This is a genomic window from Populibacterium corticicola (assembly GCF_042683685.1).
In the GTDB taxonomy this organism is placed as follows: domain Bacteria; phylum Actinomycetota; class Actinomycetes; order Actinomycetales; family Cellulomonadaceae; genus Timonella; species Timonella corticicola.
This window is the reverse complement of record NZ_JBHUOP010000001.1, coordinates 714,917-730,992: the sequence shown is the minus strand read 5'-3', so window position 1 is coordinate 730,992 and position 16,076 is coordinate 714,917. Positions and strand designations below refer to the sequence as shown.

Annotated in this window: 14 protein-coding genes; 12 read left to right on the top strand and 2 right to left on the bottom strand. The window is 58.8% G+C overall.

Going from position 1 to position 16,076, the window contains the following annotated elements:
* Positions 1-12 precede the first annotated feature (12 nt).
* Positions 13-2,346 carry a 3'-5' exonuclease gene (locus ACFSYH_RS03375; RefSeq protein ID WP_377465095.1) on the top strand — a complete coding sequence of 778 codons (2,334 nt, stop codon included), beginning with the start codon at positions 13-15 and terminating at the stop codon, positions 2,344-2,346.
* Positions 2,347-2,560: 214 nt separating this feature from the next.
* Positions 2,561-3,172: a hypothetical protein gene (locus tag ACFSYH_RS03370; RefSeq protein WP_377465094.1), complete on the top strand. Its 612-nt coding sequence runs from the start codon at positions 2,561-2,563 to the stop codon at positions 3,170-3,172.
* Between the two features lie 502 nt (positions 3,173-3,674).
* Here ACFSYH_RS03370 and ACFSYH_RS03365 read toward each other — a convergent pair.
* Positions 3,675-4,706: a hypothetical protein gene (locus ACFSYH_RS03365; protein ID WP_377465093.1), complete on the bottom strand. Its 1,032-nt coding sequence runs from the start codon at positions 4,704-4,706 to the stop codon at positions 3,675-3,677.
* Between the two features lie 195 nt (positions 4,707-4,901).
* Here ACFSYH_RS03365 and ACFSYH_RS03360 point away from each other — a divergent pair, with 195 nt between their 5' ends.
* From ACFSYH_RS03360 to hisG, 6 genes are all read left to right on the top strand, one after another.
* The gene (locus tag ACFSYH_RS03360) at positions 4,902-5,231 is read left to right on the top strand and encodes a nucleotidyltransferase family protein (protein WP_377465092.1); all 330 of its coding nucleotides are present in this window, start codon (positions 4,902-4,904) and stop codon (positions 5,229-5,231) included.
* Positions 5,232-5,381: 150 nt separating this feature from the next.
* The gene (gene fmt, locus ACFSYH_RS03355) at positions 5,382-6,353 is read left to right on the top strand and encodes a methionyl-tRNA formyltransferase (RefSeq protein WP_377465091.1); all 972 of its coding nucleotides are present in this window, start codon (positions 5,382-5,384) and stop codon (positions 6,351-6,353) included.
* Positions 6,350-7,999 carry an RsmB/NOP family class I SAM-dependent RNA methyltransferase gene (locus tag ACFSYH_RS03350; protein WP_377465090.1) on the top strand — a complete coding sequence of 550 codons (1,650 nt, stop codon included), beginning with the start codon at positions 6,350-6,352 and terminating at the stop codon, positions 7,997-7,999. The genes fmt and ACFSYH_RS03350 overlap by 4 nt, the downstream gene beginning before the upstream one ends.
* A gap of 126 nt (positions 8,000-8,125) precedes the next feature.
* Entirely contained in the window at positions 8,126-8,788 is a 663-nt protein-coding gene (gene rpe, locus ACFSYH_RS03345) for a ribulose-phosphate 3-epimerase (protein ID WP_377465089.1), read from the top strand.
* 263 nt (positions 8,789-9,051) lie between these two features.
* Positions 9,052-9,315: a phosphoribosyl-ATP diphosphatase gene (locus tag ACFSYH_RS03340; RefSeq protein ID WP_377465087.1), complete on the top strand. Its 264-nt coding sequence runs from the start codon at positions 9,052-9,054 to the stop codon at positions 9,313-9,315.
* Between the two features lie 28 nt (positions 9,316-9,343).
* Positions 9,344-10,192 carry an ATP phosphoribosyltransferase gene (gene hisG, locus ACFSYH_RS03335; RefSeq protein WP_377465085.1) on the top strand — a complete coding sequence of 283 codons (849 nt, stop codon included), beginning with the start codon at positions 9,344-9,346 and terminating at the stop codon, positions 10,190-10,192.
* 304 nt (positions 10,193-10,496) lie between these two features.
* On the opposite strand, the gene ACFSYH_RS03330 is transcribed toward hisG, so the two are convergent.
* Complete coding sequence (locus tag ACFSYH_RS03330; RefSeq protein WP_377465084.1) at positions 10,497-12,500, bottom strand: DEAD/DEAH box helicase; 2,004 nt, start codon at positions 12,498-12,500, stop codon at positions 10,497-10,499.
* Between the two features lie 448 nt (positions 12,501-12,948).
* Here ACFSYH_RS03330 and ACFSYH_RS03325 point away from each other — a divergent pair, with 448 nt between their 5' ends.
* Genes ACFSYH_RS03325 through ACFSYH_RS03310 form a run of 4 tightly spaced genes read left to right on the top strand, consistent with a single transcriptional unit; the run spans position 12,949 to position 15,976 of the window.
* The gene (locus ACFSYH_RS03325) at positions 12,949-13,536 is read left to right on the top strand and encodes a CDP-alcohol phosphatidyltransferase family protein (RefSeq protein ID WP_377465083.1); all 588 of its coding nucleotides are present in this window, start codon (positions 12,949-12,951) and stop codon (positions 13,534-13,536) included.
* A 44-nt stretch (positions 13,537-13,580) separates the two neighbouring features.
* Entirely contained in the window at positions 13,581-14,456 is an 876-nt protein-coding gene (locus tag ACFSYH_RS03320; protein WP_377465082.1) for a DUF881 domain-containing protein, read from the top strand.
* Positions 14,453-14,785: a small basic family protein gene (locus ACFSYH_RS03315; protein ID WP_377465080.1), complete on the top strand. Its 333-nt coding sequence runs from the start codon at positions 14,453-14,455 to the stop codon at positions 14,783-14,785. Before ACFSYH_RS03320 ends, ACFSYH_RS03315 begins: the two co-directional genes overlap by 4 nt.
* Positions 14,786-14,794: 9 nt before the next feature.
* The gene (locus ACFSYH_RS03310; protein ID WP_377465079.1) at positions 14,795-15,976 is read left to right on the top strand and encodes a DUF881 domain-containing protein; all 1,182 of its coding nucleotides are present in this window, start codon (positions 14,795-14,797) and stop codon (positions 15,974-15,976) included.
* Positions 15,977-16,076: the final 100 nt, after the last annotated feature.

Sequence of the window (16,076 nt, the reverse complement as noted above, 5' to 3'; positions counted from 1 at the left end):
AATAGGACGGATATGAACATGCAACCTATGGTTCAACTCGACAAAGACTGGCTTACCGGGATCGACGCCAGTAACCACAAGATCGCAAAAGACTTCCTTGGCAAACTGCTTTCGGACCCGACAGCGCCCGGGCTACACGTTGAGCCGATGAAAAACCCGATGGACTCGCGTGTGCGTACCGCGCGCGTGAATGATTCGCTGCGGGCCATCCTGTTTAAGGTCACCTCAGGTGATGCCATATTCTTCTACGTGTACCGCGTATACACGCATGACAAAGCCAACAGTATTGCGCCAAAGACCACGTTCGGCGTGAACTCCGTGACCGGTGTGCCCGAGTTTGCGCAGATCGATAAGACGGTGACGGAGCTGCCTGGTGTTGGTTCTGTTTCTGCTGGTTCTGGGGCTGGCGGCGCTGGTACTTCTGTTCCCGACGCGCCACCCTTCCTAGGTGCGTGGGGGAGCACGGCTGAGTTGTTGGTTGAGCAATTGGGTTTTGCCGCAGACACCGCCGCGCTCGCCATGAAATGCACTAGCGACGACGAGATCATCGACCTGGCCGCACTCATCTCGGGCGTGCACAGCGAGATGCTACTGACGCTTGCGACCGGGAAGCCAATTTCCGAGGTGCGGATCGAATACGGCCTTGATGAGGCCAAGAAATTCATTACTCAACTTGAGGAAGAATCAGAGACCGGGACTGTCGATCTTACGTCCGACGAGGTCATCGTTGAGGCAACTAAGCGTGCCCTCGCGAAAGCACAGTTCAAGCTCATCGACGGTCAAAAAGAGCTCCAAGAAATCCTCGAACAGGGCGACTTCGGGGCGTGGCGGACGTTCCTGCACCCGACGCAGCGCCGATATGTAGAGACCGACTACAACGGCTCCGGGCGTCTAAGTGGAGGTGCAGGAACAGGAAAGACCGTGGTGCTGCTGCACCGTGCGGCGCGTTTGGCTCGTGCTAACCCTTCCGCGCAGATTGTGTTGACTACGTTCAACAAGACCTTGGCGCAGAACCTGCGGGAAAACTTGGCGGTGCTTGATGGCTCGTTGGAGGTCCACGAGAAGCTCGGCGCACCTGGGGTTTACGTGCGGGGCGTGGATGCGCTTGCGGCCGCGATCCTGAAGAACGCTGACTCGGCTAAGTTGAACGAGGTTGCGCAGGGGTTGCTCGGGCGTAACTACACCACCGCCACTCAGTTCCAATCCGATAACACGTGGCAAATCGCCGCAGACGGCATGCCCGAAGGTACCGATCCGCGCGTAGCCAACCCCACATTCCTCAAAGCAGAATACGAAAACGTTATCCTGCCGCGCGGCATCACCAGCCAAGGCGAATACCGCAGCGTTAGGCGGCCCGGACGCGGCGTAGCGCTCAACCGTAACGGGCGCGACAACCTCTGGGGCGCGATCCAGGCGTACAAGGCCAACTCTGGCGAAAACCTCAGTTTCCCCGAACGAGTCGCGCTTGCAACGGCGTACTTGCGGTTGGGTTCGGCTGCCTCTGGTGTTGCCGGTTCTGGTGTAGCCGGGGCGGGCACCGCTGGTGGTGCGGCCGCCATGGAATCGGGCACCGCTGGAACTGGTGTGGCTGTTGGTGCTGGGGTGGGCGTCGTCGATCATATTCTTGTGGACGAGGGCCAGGACTTCTCCGCAGTGCACTGGGCGCTGATCCGCGCTTTGGCTGTGCCAAGCGCGAATGACATTTACATCGCCGAAGACGCCAACCAGCGTATTTACGCACCAAAGATCGTGCTCAGCCACCACGGCATCAACATCGTAGGACGCTCCCGCCGGCTCAACCTCAACTACCGGACCACCCAAGAAAACCTCACCTACGCGCTGGGCGTGCTTGAAGGTGGGGAGTACGAGGACCTCGAAGGTGGAGCGGTCGAGACCGGGCAGATCATTTCTGCCCGAAAGGGTCCAGTCCCGCAGATGTTCAAGGAAAGCCACCTGGGTGCGGCAGTGGAGAAGGTCGCATCAATTATTGGGCAGTGGCGCTTGGATGATGGGGAGAAACTTGCGTCCATCGCTGTACTTTTGCCTAAGAAGAACCTCGCCGACAAACTCGAAACCACGCTCGCCACCCACGGCATCGACGCCAAATACATCGACAACAACGCCGAAACCGACCCCAGCGTCGTCCAACTGATGACCATGCACCGATCCAAAGGCATGGAATTCTCGCGCGTCATCCTGTTTAGGCAAGGGGAGTCGCTATCTGCTCAGGCTTTGATGAGTAAGGGGCTTTCGCCCGAGGAAGAGAAAGAACAACTGTTGCGGAACCGGTCCCTCGTCTACGTGGCGTCCACTCGAGCGCGAGACGAGCTAGTGATCGTTGAATAACTCTTTGATTGGAGCATGATGACTGAGCAGCCAAATATCGACCCGGTAGAACCCAGCCGATAAGGTCACTGGGCTGGTTGTCTCATCGCAGAGGAATCGTCTTACCCTTGCCAGATCAGCACGTCTACGCGTGCGAAGGGCTTCATGCCCGATAGTACTCATGCCGATATTGGCAGCGACCGTGTAAGAGTCAAGAGAACAAGGTGGCATAACCGTGTGGGACGCATTAACAGCCATAGGCACCGTAGGGGCCGTGGTCGTAGCATTAACCTTGAACTTCAATGAACGCCATCAGCGTAACTTTCAATACATTAAAGGGCGGGGAGATCGCGTTCAGTTGGCCCGTGGGGAAAGCAACCCGTCGTTAGACAACCGTGTCACACAGTGGCTGAACATTTACAACCTGTCCGATCAGCCAATCTTCGAGGTCGAAGCGTACCGGAACGAGATCTCACAATACACACAGGACTATGCCGGCTACGAGTGGGTGACCGTGGTTCCAGTGATACCGCCGTACGGGTATGCACGTATCGACATTGACAACGGCGTCGGGAATATTGTGGACGAAGTCAGGTTCAAAGACTTTGAGGGCAGCGTCTGGGAAGTCGATTGGAAAGCATACAGGCCCGCCCTCAAAAGTAGAGGGATCTATTACGAGGACCGTCCTACTACTTTGACTCAGCGATTAGGAGCGCTTGTGAGTGCGTCCACACTTCGTAGCTGGGTAACGCTCCGCAATTTCAAGTCTCTTGGCGGCTTACTCGCGTTCTTTTTGGCTGCTGTCGCCCTGTTCTTTGCTGGGTTCCTCACAGGAAATGGCATCTGACTCAGGCTCCACACCATCCTCCGACTTTTTCGAGATGCACTCAGCAAACTCACTGCAGAAATGCTGGGCATCAACTACCTGCTGAACACGAGTGGAACTCCCTCAGAACACCTTATGCGAGTGCGACTCTACGAATACAAGTCGGGACGCCGAACCCGGCTCCCAAGCGACGTAAAGTGTGGAAGCTACTCGCAACCGCTTACGCATCCCGATAGCATCATTGCAGGGTACGGGCCTCATCACTTAACAAAGATCACCGGCATGCCGAAGAGAACACCCTTAAGCCCGAGACAAGGCGAACCCCTAACTGTGGAAGCACCTGAGGACGTTCGATGGGACGAGTACTTCACTCAAGAAACGATCCACCAATGGATGATGAACGGCGCAATCCCGGAGGCTGGTCTATAGCAGTGGAGACAGCATCTCAATCATGGCTAGTTAGCGGAGGCACCTGATGTCATAGAGTTCGTAAGTGATTCTCCGTGCGAGGACAGCCATACCCCTATTTAGGTAGATTTGCACCGTTCTTGATTACCGATCGCGCACGTTCATAACTGGAGTTATCTACATCTATGTCTGCGATCGGTTCGCGGGCAAAAACGCATTGGAGCGCATCAAAGACGGCCTCAATCGTGAAGGCAAGGTGACTGAAAGTGTAGGTCTCGAGTTGCACGTTTTGGTCCAAGCCCTCCAGTCCCATTGTGAACCGCGAGAGCGGTCGTTCGAGTACGTGCACTGATGCCGACAGGAACCGCCATTGGTTTAGCCCTTCTTCGCCTAAGGAAGGTAAGCAGGTGCGAACGTTGACGCGATCAAAAGCGTTGGTGCCTGGGCGAAACTTGTTTAAGTAAGCGCCCTTCTTTGTGGTGATCTGTTCCATTCCGGAAGCGACTGCTAGTTCTTTGGTAACCCGCGATTCGGAGAGGAGCTCGTTTACTGTCTCTTCACAACGAGCCAGCTCCTCCTGAAAGCTGATCTCCGTTGGGTCATTTTTCATCAGTGTTTTGGCAGAATGCAGGTCCCTTCGTGCGTCGACTAGTTGCTCATCGAGGTCGGCGAGTTTGATGTTCACGGCACGTGTTCGAAGAGTCTGGTAGTCCGTGTCGGTGTCGAGCAAATACACCACATGCGCTGCTGCATCTAGAACTATGCGAGCGTAGGCAAGTAGTGTCCTCCTGTGAACCTGCTCGTGTGTTGAGTCCATGCAATGCAGGAAGGTTCTGAGGTGATGTAGCAACGCGAACAGGTACGAGTGCTGCACTTCGAATGTAACTTTACGGTCGACTTTTCTTTGCGGCGCCGTGGATTTCTTCCTCCATAGGCCCACGTCTCGAGGGAGTCTCGGGTAGTTGAAACTACCCTCTGAAGGCATCGAATCGAGGTAACGCGACAACGCGGATTGCATGGGCAGTAGATGCGGAACTAGATCAGCGAGTTGAGGCCGTGCTTGCGCTTCCACTCGAGCTCTAGCCGCTCCCTCCCGTATGGACAGAACGATCTCTTCACCTGTCATTCCTTCAAAAATGTTCGTCATTTCCAAAGAATATGGCATTGGGTGCCCACTGGGTGTTATATCTATCGGCAAAATACAACGGGCGATCACGTGTGACAAGGTGCATCCCACCCTCTTGGCGGGGCATCCGATACGTCGGGGCATGAGTGCCTTTTGTATGAGTCCTTGCCGATGCTGGCCGACGTCCAAACTGGAACAATCTAGTAGCCTAAAGGGATGGTAACAGCAGCGGTGACGCCTGAATCACGGGTTCTAAAGGCGCTTCTGGAGGAACACTCCGATGGGTTCCACGCGCTCCTTACCAAGTACGCGGCAACAAATCCAAAACTCTTCGGCTCGGTTGCTCGCGGCACCGCTCACGCGGGTAGCGACATAGACATACTGGTCGAGATGGACCCTGCCGACGGCAACATTCTCATGCGCGCTTCAGGCCTTATGGAAGAAACTCGCGAACTCTTCGGCCGTGAAGACATTGATGTTTTCCCGATCCAACTCCTCAAGACGTCAATAGCTCAGTCCGTCCACCGCGATGCAGTTTCCCTATGAGCAGGAACCCCGAACAGCGGATTGTCCGGATCTGACCGCGGCACGGAGGCGTGGGACCTCACGTGAGGTCGGACTTAAGCCACGGAAGTATGGGCAAGCACACCATCAACCCAGTGCGCCTAACCTAAACAACCAAATAGAATGGTTCATATGCGTTTATTGTTTGCCGGTACCCCTGATGTAGCTGTCCCCGCGTTGCGGGCGCTTCACGAGTCTGACCACGAAGTTGTGGCCGTGCTGACGCGCGCTGACGCGAAGCAGGGAAGGGGCCGCAAACTTGTGCCCAGCCCGGTCAAACAGGCAGCCGAAGAACTCGGTATCCCCGTGATCACGGAACGCCCACGGTCCGAAGGATTCGTGGAACTGATCAAGGAACTCCAGGTTGATTGTGCGGCGGTGGTCGCATACGGCGAAATTCTGCCCAAGTCTGTTCTGGACGTGATCGAACACGGTTGGATCAACCTTCACTTCTCGCTCCTTCCCGCATGGCGCGGTGCAGCCCCAGTACAGCGGGCAATCATGGCCGGTGATGAGGTGACCGGTGCGTCAACGTTCCGCATCGAAGAGGGACTAGACACCGGCCCGGTCTACGGCACAATGACCGAGACAATCCGCCGTACCGATACTTCCGGTGAACTCCTCGGCCGACTTGCCGAATCTGGGTCCGGACTCCTCGTGGGAACAATGGACGCCATCGCAGACGGAAGCATCGTTCCAGTGCCACAACCCAATGACGGGGTCAGCCACGCAGCGAAGATTCTCGTAGCGGACGCACTCGTGGATTGGACTCGTCCGACCCACATTGTTGACCGCACGATTCGCGGCGCATCCCCAGCACCCGGCGCATGGACCATGCTCTCGGACGGTAGCCGCCTAGGCATCGGCCCACTCGCCAGCGCCCCACGCGGTGTTGAACTGCCGGAGAACCTAACGCCCGGCCAACTGTCAGTGACAAAGAAGCACGTTTTTGTGGGAACCGGCTCGGGCACAGCAGTCCTCAGCCAGGTCACCCCTGTGGGCAAGAAACCCATGAACGCAGCCGACTGGGCACGTGGTGCTCGCCTCGAACCAGATACGATCCTCGGGCAGTCTGACGGCAGCTCACACCAAGGAGAACAGTGAACGACAACTCCGCGCGCGGTGAGCGCCACAACCGTAACGACCGCGATCGCCCGCGCCAAGATCGCGCGAACCGCGACCGGCCAAACCAGGACCGTCGCAACGATTCCGGCAACGGTCGCTCTGGCTATGACCGTAACGACCGTGACAATGACCGGCGTAACCACAACGATCGTCGTAACGCTGAAGGTCGGGAACGCTCCGCGACTCGTGCCCGTGGCGAATACAACCGCACGGCACTGGCTCCGAGCGCACGCCGTAGGGGCGCGGACCTGCCACGCCAGATCGCCTTTGACGTGTTGCAGCAGGTAGCGGAATCTGACGCATACGCGAACCTCGTTCTACCTCCGGCGCTCAACAGGGCCGGAATACGGGGACGTGACGCAGGGTTCGCGACCGAACTCGCGTACGGCACGTTGCGTATGCAGGGCCGCTACGACGCGATCATCGCCCAGTGCACTGACCGTGGCCTCGACAAGATTGACCCACCGGTGTTGTCGCTGGCTCGGATGGGTGCGCACCAACTTTTGGGGATGCGCGTCCCGAGCCACGCCGCTGTTTCGGAGACGGTGGGTCTTGCCCGCCAAGAGGTTGGTGCCGGTGCAGCCCAGTTCCTGAACGCTATCCTGCGCCGCGTATCCGAGCGTCCCCTCGACGAATGGCTCGACCTCATCAGCGCCGAAGCCGAATCCCCAACGGCCGCCCTAGCCAAAATCCACTCCCACCCACTGTGGATCACCCGCGCCCTCAAGGAATCGCTCGTAGGTAACGGCCGCCCAGCGGAAGAAATCGAGTCTCTCCTCCAGGCCGATAACAAGGCACCCCGTGTGACTCTCGTGGCCCGCCCGGGCCTGTGCGATCGCGACCAACTCGCCAAGTATGAGCAGGGCGAGCCCGGGGACCTAACCCCAACGGCGTTCATCCTCGACGGCAGCGACCCAGCGAATATCCGCGAGGTTCGTGACGGCGAAGCAGGCGTTCAGGACGAAGGCTCGCAACTCGTCACCCTCGCTTTCGCTGACACACCGGTCGAAGGCAACGACAAACGTTGGCTCGACATGTGCGCCGGACCGGGCGGAAAGGCCGCCCTGCTGGGTGCCCTCGCTGCGCAGCGAGGTGCCCGACTCGTCGCCAATGAGGTGCAGCCACACCGCGCTGACCTGGTCGACAAATCCACCAAAGCCATCCCGGCCCGCGCGATTGAGCGCATCCAGGTGTGGGACGGACGCGAGATCGGTGATCTCGAACCGGACGCATACGACCGCGTGATGCTTGACGCTCCGTGCACCGGGCTCGGCGCGCTGCGCCGTCGCCCTGAATCACGCTGGCGCCGCACGGTCGCGGACCTCACGCAACTGACGGGACTGCAGCGCGAACTGCTTGCCTCGGCCCTCAAGACCGTGCGGGTTGGGGGAGTGGTCGGGTATGTGACCTGCTCACCGCACCTCGCGGAGACGCGGTTCATTGTCGACGATGTCCTCAAGTCGCTGCCCGAAGGTTCCGTCGAGCGCATTGATGCTCGCGAGCTCGTGCGCGATATTGCGGGCGAGTATGCCGAGTTTGATGGCGACCGGCTGGACGTTCAGTTGTGGCCGCACGTGCACGGCACGGACGCGATGCACCTGACGTTGCTGCGTCGGCTTGCGTAGATAGACGCGACACACGCCGCGCCCAGCCAAGAGCTCTGACGCACAGGTCACAAAGGCACAGCGCACAACGCGCGCCCAGCGTAGACTACACGCGACACCCCAACCCGAACCCGAAGAAGGATGAGCATGACCGCCCAGATCGCCCCCAGTATTCTCTCGGCTGACTTCACCAACCTCGAACGCGACCTCGGTAAGATCGCGACCGCGGATTGGGCGCATGTGGACGTCATGGACAACCACTTCGTGCCCAACCTGACCATCGGGTTGCCGGTTGTGGAGCGTATCCGTCAGGTGTCGCCGGTGCCGATTGACGTGCACCTCATGATCGAGGACCCGGACCGTTGGGCGCCGGGGTTTGCCGAGGTGGGGGCGCAGTCGGTGACGTTCCATGCGGAAGCCGCGACCGCTCCGGTGCGGTTGGCGCGCGAGTTGCGCCGCTTGGGTGCTCGCGCTGGGATGGCGTTGCGTCCGGCGACCCCGGTTGAGCCATACATTGACCTACTCAGCGAGATCGACATGCTGCTGATCATGACCGTGGAGCCGGGCTTTGGCGGGCAGTCGTTCATCGAGGGGACGCTCCCCAAGATTCAGCGTGCTCGCAAGGCGCTCAGCGAACAGAACCTTGACGTGTGGATTCAGGTCGATGGGGGAGTTTCGCGTTCCACGATTGAGCGTGCCGCCGAGGCTGGCGCGAACGTGTTCGTGGCCGGTTCCGCGGTGTATGGTGCCGACGACATTCCAAGCGAGATCGACGTGTTGCGGCAGATGGCGGCAGCGCATACGCACTGACGTTTTCCCTTGGATTTGCGACGAGCCGGGCCAGTTGGTTCGGCTCGTCCCGTGGGGGTCTGGCTGGCTGCGGATAGCCTCCGCAACTCGATGGGGCCTTTTTGGTCCGGATATATCTGATTTATCTGTGCACCCGGACTAAAAAGAGCCCATCGAGCGTGAGTAAGCCGTCATGTGGAATGAGTAGACACCTGCCAGCATGGGAACGTTCAAGAAATGGACGAGGAGCCCAGTAGATGAAACGCAACCGGTAGGATTATGCAGTGAAGTCATTTGAAGAGTTGTTTGAGGAACTCCAGCAAAAAGCCGTAGACCGCCCAGAGGGATCTGGCACGGTCAAGGAACTCGACGCCGGGGTTCACTTCATCGGGAAGAAAATCGTTGAAGAAGCTGCGGAGGTCTGGATGGCCTCCGAATACCAGTCGGACGAGGAAGCCGCGGAAGAGATCTCGCAACTGCTTTACCATACCCAGGTCATGATGGTCGCCAAGGGGATATCCCTGGCTGACGTGTACAAGTACCTCTGACCCGACGTAAAGACTGACAGGACCACTCATGCTACGCGTAGCAGTACCAAACAAGGGCTCACTTTCGGAGCCAGCAGTCGCGATGCTCAAGGAGGCGGGATACCGCCAGCGCCGCGATTCTCGTGAACTCGTTCTCTCCGACCCTGAGAACGGTGTTGAATTCTTCTTCCTGCGCCCACGCGATGTCGCCGTGTATGTGGGGGCCGGAACCGTGGACGCTGGAATCACCGGACGCGACCTACTCCTAGATTCGGGTGCGAACGCTGAGGAACATCTGGCGCTCGAGTTCGCTCGTTCGACGTTCCGGTTCGCCGCACCGAACGGCACCATCACCGACATCAAGAAGATCGGTGGTTTGCGGGTTGCGACCTCGTACAACACTCTCGTCGCGGACTACCTCGAAGCTCAGGGCGTTACCCCTGCTGCGGTCGTGCACCTTGACGGAGCGGTTGAATCGTCCGTGCAGCTTGGCGTTGCGGACATCATCGCGGACGTCGTCGAGACCGGGACCACGCTCAAGGCTGCTGGCCTTGCAGTGTTCGGTGAGCCGATTCTCGTGTCCGAGGCCGTGCTGATCCGACGTAAGGGCGTCGAGGTTCCCGTTGGTCTTGAGACCCTGACCCGTCGACTTCAAGGTGTGCTGACAGCGCACAAGTATGTGCTCATGGACTACGACGTTCCCGCTGCGCTCGTGCAAAAGGCTGTCGCTGTCACCCCGGGCCTTGAGTCACCAACGGTGTCACCACTGCACGACACCGAATGGGTTGCTGTCCGGGCGATGGTTCCAAAGAACCAGACCAACAAGGTGATGGACGAACTCTACGAGATCGGTGCCCGCGCGATTCTCGTCACCGGCATCATGGCGTGCCGCCTCTAACTGTTCTTTCAAGTCAGGGTACGGTTCCCTCTGCTTAACCTAGAAAGTTCTTAGGCTAACCAGAGAAAACCGTACTCTGAGAAACTAAAAAGGCTTGACCCGTCCTTTCGGACGGGCCAAGCCTTTTGTCGTTCTACTGCACCGATGCGGTTTAACAGCACCGAACACTGCTCAACTTAACTCGGCTACGTGTAGGCACCGACTGCTCAACGTGTAGGAATTACTTCACTGTGCGGCTAAGAGAACCGCACAGTGAAGTCAAAACCAACACATTCACTTCGAGCAGCCAGTGTTTGCCTGAGGATCAGCGGTTACCGCGACCACCAAAACGTGGCTTCGAACCACGGTCGTATCCGCCGCGACCACCGCGGTCTTCACCATAGCCACCGCGTCCGCCACGACGCTCATCGCCGTAACCTCCGCGACCTCCACGGTCATGTCCACCACGGCCAGCACGATCATTGTCGCGTCCACGACGGTCATCCCGTCCGCCACGGTCTTCGTAACGTCCGCCCGAGCGTGGTGCTGGACCGCCCTCGTCCTCACGGATACGCAGGGCACGTCCACCCACACGAGCGTTGGAGATGCGCTCGAGCGTGTCTGCGCTCAGGGGAGCGGTGATGTCCACGAGGGAGAAGGTGTTGAAGATGTCGATGCGACCTACGTCGCGGCCGGAAATACCACCCTCGTTGGCGAGTGCGCCAACGATTCCGCGTGGTTCAGCGCCATCCTTGTGGCCGACTGCGATACGGTAGCGGGTGCCTTCTGTTGGGCGGGAGGAGCGCTCACGGCGTTCTCCCCGTTCGAAGCGGTCGCCACGATCTCCGCGGTCACGGTCGCGTCCACCACGACGGTCGCCGCGGTCATCCTTGAAACGGGATTCGCGTTCTTCGCGGTTCTTCTTGGCACGGCGGTCTTCGGCTGCCTGCTGCTCGTACTCTTCCTGCTCTTGGCGAGCACGTGGCCCGTCGTCACCGACCGCGATCGCTGCGAGGGCGGAAGCCACAGCCACAGCGTCGGTTCCGGTGTTCTCAACGTATTCAGCAATGAGTTGGCTGTACATGTCGAGACGTCCAGCGGTGATGCGCTGTTCAAGGGACTCAAGCATCTTCTTGGTCTTGTGCTCGGACACGTCTGCTGGGGATGGGATCGCAACCTCTTCAAGCTTGGTGCGGATCGTGCGTTCGATGAACTTGAGCTTGTTGCGCTCGCTCGGAGTGATAAACGACAGTGCGCGGCCGGTACGACCTGCGCGGCCGGTACGACCAATACGGTGTACGTAGGCCTCAGGCTCACCGGGGATGTCAAAGTTCACGACCAGGCCGATGCGGTCCACGTCGAGACCACGTGCTGCAACGTCGGTTGCCACGAGGACATCGAGCTGACCCGAGCGCAGGCGCTCAACGATCTTCTCGCGGTCCTTTTGGGCAACGTCACCGGAGATGGTTGCTGCCGAGATACCGCGTTCAACGAGTGCGGAGCCAACCTCTTCCGCAGCACCACGGGTGCGGCAGAACACGATTGCGGCTTCGACGTCAGCGGTGGCGAGCACGCGGAAGAGCGAGCCTGCCTTGTGACGGAATGGCACGATTGCGTATTCCTGCGATACCGAGGTGACGGTCGAGGACTGGCGAGCCACGGCGATCTCAACTGGATCCTTGAGGTGCTGGTTGGCAACCCGACGGATCTGTGGTGGCATCGTCGCGGAGAAGAGTGCGACCTGACGCTCGGTGGGTGCTTCTGAGAAGACCCGTTCAACGTCCTCGGCGAAGCCCATGCGGAGCATTTCATCTGCTTCGTCGAGGACGAGGAAGCGGATGTTATTCAGGTCAAGGGTGCCTCGTTCGAGGTGGTCGATAACGCGGCCGGGCGTTCCCACGACAACCTGCACGCCGGACTTCAGGGCGCGGATCTGTGGTGGGTATGGGGAGCCACCGTATACGGCGAGTACCTCGAGGCCGTCGATGTGCTGTGCGAAGGATTCGATTGCTTCCGAGACCTGGATTGCGAGTTCGCGGGTTGGCGCAAGCACGAGCGCCTGAACGTTGCGTTCGCTTGGGTCGAGGGCTGCAAGCATGGGCAGACCAAAAGCAGCGGTCTTTCCGGTACCGGTCTGGGCGATGCCGGTGATGTCGCGGCCTGCGAGAAGTTCTGGGATTGCACGTTCCTGGATTGAGGAGGGAGTGACGAATCCGAGCGACTTAACGGCGGCGAGGAGGTTTTCGGGTAGTCCGAGGTCGTCGAAGGTGACGGTTGGCTCGGACGGGGTTTCTGAAGTTACATTCTCGTGTGCTTCAGCAGAAGTCATCTGTGGTTTTTACCATTCCTAAGTGCGGGCAGGGCTGAATAAGGGCACACAACACGTGGCTTGCCGTAGCAAGCCAACACACCTTTGCCTGACCTGGGTCATGCGACGTACAGATTTGCAGCGCCTTCTGCGCTGCCAGACGTCGCATCCCGAACACACACTGGGAAAGCTTCGCACCGGAACCTGTTGTCCGGCTGCCACTCCTGGTTGTGAGTAGGAGGAGTGGGGAAGTTTCGTAAACACACGCACAAGCGGGAGTTACGACGTTCTGCGTCGTTGTCCATTCTATTCGAGTGGGCAATCGAATGCGCGTTGCGTGGCGGTGAGTTCTAACACAGGTGGGAGGATAGGATATATGCAGGATAAACGTGTTGCGGCGGGCGTTTACCGCCACGGCCGATAAGTGTGCATGCAACACTCGGCGGATACGACAGGGGTGGAAGCGGTAGTGAAGCTGACCAAGGAGGATCTGACGATCCCGAATCTCATCAGTGCCTTCCGATTGCTGTTGATTCCGGTGTTCGCGGTCCTTGCGTCTTTAGAGCATGATCTGGCCGCGCTGATTGTTGTTGCTGTGTCTTCGATCTCCGACTGGGCTGACGGGTATATCGCTCGACGGTTCAATCAGGTGTCCGAACTCGGTAAGTCGCTTGACCCAATCGCCGACCGTTGCTTCATTCTCGTCACGTTTGTGGTTCTTGTGGTGCGCGAGGAGATTCCGATCTGGTTGCTGCTCCTTGTGGTGGGGCGTGATCTGGTGATGGCCATCTTGGTCTCGCTCGTTGCCCGCTCAGGACACCGTCCAATGGCTGTCACTTATGTGGGTAAGGCTGCGACACTGTGTTTGCTGGTTGCGATGCCGTTGTTCCTGCTTGCGACTCTGACGGCTGACGCCAGTACGTTCTCGGATGTTGCACGTGTGCTGGCGTGGATTTTCGCGCTGATCGGTGTCGTCCTGTATTGGGCCTCGGCCATCCAGTATTTACGTCGTGGCGTTACGTTGCTGCGTGTGCGGCCTGAAGTGGACAACGTTTGATGAACCTGAGGAAGACGCTCCGGGATCTGTTTGGAGAACATCCCGTGTCCAATGCCCCGAAAGACGCGTCCATGACGCTTCTCTACGAGGTGATGCATCGCCCGCTTGATCCCAGTTATGCGGCCGCGGCAGAGAAACGCCGACAGGTTGAGGCTGCCGGTGGGAGACTCGGGGCTTCGCCCCTGTGGCGGGTTACGTCTTTGTTGTTGGCAGTCGGGCTCGGATTCACGACGATCACCGGAGTCATGTCATTGCGTGGCCGTGCGGAGGTGGCAGCGGGAGCGCGTGTGCTGCTGCGGGACCAGATCGTTGAGCGCACGGAGCAGATGCACGCCTACGAACAGTCAATCGTTGAGAAATCTGACATGAGGGATCAACTGCAAGAGAGCCTGTTGCAGTACTCGTCGATAGAGAACGATGTGCGTGTGTTGCGTGACCGGGTGCGTACCGGGTCGGTCGCGGTTGAGGGACCCGGGTTGGTCGTCACCATCAAGGACGGGCCCAACGTTGAGTCCAGCCGAGACAACCGGGTACGAGATGTGGATGTTCGCGCAGTCGTGTCGGCACTGTGGGGGTCCGGTGCCGAATCCATTTCAGTGAATGGCAAGCGTCTGACCCCAACCAGCGCCATCCGAAGTGCTGGAGACGCGATTTTGGTGGATCTGACCGGTTTGTCGTCGCCGTACAGGATTGAGGCGATTGGCGATCCACAGCAGATGGAAACCGAGTTTGTGAAAAATCCGATTACCACGGACCTGCTGGAACTCGAGTCACGGTACGGCATCTCGACTCAGGTCGCGCGAGCCGATACGCTCAAACTCGCAGCAGGAAATGCCCGCACACTTATTTATGCACGTACCCTCGGGGACGATTCGTCACTGAGCTCAGATGAGAAAAGCCAAGGTAAGGGAATACGATGATTCCGGTTATAGGACTAGTTATTGGCATTGTGGCTGGCTTTCTGCTTGAACCCACCGTGCCCGTGTACCTTCAACCGTATCTACCGATTGCTGTTGTCGCTGCCCTCGACGCGCTATTTGGTGGCTTGCGCGCACTGCTTGACGGAATCTTCGACGACCGCGTCTTCCTCGTTTCATTTCTCTCGAACGTTCTCGTCGCCGGATTCATTGTGTTCCTGGGCGACCAGCTAGGCGTGGGCAGCCAACTGTCCACTGGAGTTGTGGTGGTACTCGGCATCCGTATCTTCTCGAACGTAGCCGCAATTCGGCGCCACATCTTCAAGGCGTGATGGCCACAGATGTCTAAAGAACAAGAGTCACACGAATCGGAATCCACGGTTCCTGAGCCTGTCGTCGAGCCAATTCCGCAGTTTGACACCGTGCCCTCCCACGGGCGACACACGCAGGAACTTGCGGACGCAGCAGACGAGTCACTGACGGACTCGAGCAGCAGTGGCCGTGCACGACACATCGCCCAGGATGCCTCACCAGACGATCCGCATTCCGTCCCAGAATATCCAGCAGCCTCGAACGAGAGCCTGGCTGAGCCTGACACTGCCACCACAGATGAACCGCAAGCGAGCCCAGTAACTGCTATGCCGGACGACACTGCGCCAGCGGTGGCAGAGCAGGATGAGAACCACGAAGTTGAGGAAACCCTCTCAACCCCGGTGCTCGTCGACAATGACGAACTGCCAGACACGCCACCACCCGCAGACGAGCGAGTCGGTCCGGCCCTCGCTGAGCCACGCCAGCGGGCGCTGACTCCAAAGCGACGCCTACTGATTGCGCTTACGCCCCGCCTGACACGTGCCCAGGTCCTGACCGCATTGTTACTTGGACTGCTCGGGTTTGCGATCGTCGTTCAGTTGCAACTGTCCCAGAAGGACGAACTGGCAGGGTTACGTCAATCGGAACTCATTAACCTTCTTGACGAGGTCACACGGCGAACAGACGTGCTCGAAACTGAGGAACGACGCCTGACCGACCTCGTGAACGAACTCCAAAGTGGACGCAACTCTCAGGAAACTGCTCAACGTGCCGCAGAACAAAATGCCGAGGTACAGGGAATTCTCTCTGGACGACTCCCTGCGGTAGGCCCGGGCGTACGCATCACAATCCACGAGGGCGACATGCCAGTGCGCTCCCAAGTGCTCTTCAACGTACTCGAGGAACTGCGCAACGCTGGAGCAGAGGCCATCGAAGTCAATGGTGTACGCCTGATCGCCTCCAGTTACTTCTCCGAGGACGGCGATCTGGTCCAAGTTGATGGTATTCTCATCACCTCCCCATTCGTCTGGGTGGCCATCGGAGATCCTGACACGATTCAACCCGCTCTGGAAATCCCCGGCGGGGCAATGCCTCAAGTACGTTCCGCAGACGCCACCGCAGAGGTTGAGCGGCTTGATGAAGCCGAAGTCGCTGCCACGACAGAGCCAAGCGAACCACGCTTCGCGCGCCCGGATACCAGCGACCAGTAGGGCAAACTACCCACGCCTATGTGACATTTTGGGTCCATAATCAGTATGCTAGGTTGTCAGTAATCCCAGCACTGCGCACTGCGTTCACCCGGGACGACAA

What these genes read in the sequence shown, in the direction of transcription:
- ACFSYH_RS03375 (WP_377465095.1), top strand. Translation starts at nt 13, where the DNA reads ATGAACATGCAACCTATGGTTCAACTCGACAAAGACTGGCTTACCGGG.
- ACFSYH_RS03365 (WP_377465093.1), bottom strand. Translation starts at nt 4,706, where the DNA reads ATGACGAACATTTTTGAAGGAATGACAGGTGAAGAGATCGTTCTGTCC.
- ACFSYH_RS03360 (WP_377465092.1), top strand. Translation starts at nt 4,902, where the DNA reads ATGGTAACAGCAGCGGTGACGCCTGAATCACGGGTTCTAAAGGCGCTT.
- fmt (WP_377465091.1), top strand. Translation starts at nt 5,382, where the DNA reads ATGCGTTTATTGTTTGCCGGTACCCCTGATGTAGCTGTCCCCGCGTTG.
- rpe (WP_377465089.1), top strand. Translation starts at nt 8,126, where the DNA reads ATGACCGCCCAGATCGCCCCCAGTATTCTCTCGGCTGACTTCACCAAC.
- hisG (WP_377465085.1), top strand. Translation starts at nt 9,344, where the DNA reads ATGCTACGCGTAGCAGTACCAAACAAGGGCTCACTTTCGGAGCCAGCA.
- ACFSYH_RS03330 (WP_377465084.1), bottom strand. Translation starts at nt 12,500, where the DNA reads ATGACTTCTGCTGAAGCACACGAGAATGTAACTTCAGAAACCCCGTCC.
- ACFSYH_RS03315 (WP_377465080.1), top strand. Translation starts at nt 14,453, where the DNA reads ATGATTCCGGTTATAGGACTAGTTATTGGCATTGTGGCTGGCTTTCTG.
- ACFSYH_RS03310 (WP_377465079.1), top strand. Translation starts at nt 14,795, where the DNA reads ATGTCTAAAGAACAAGAGTCACACGAATCGGAATCCACGGTTCCTGAG.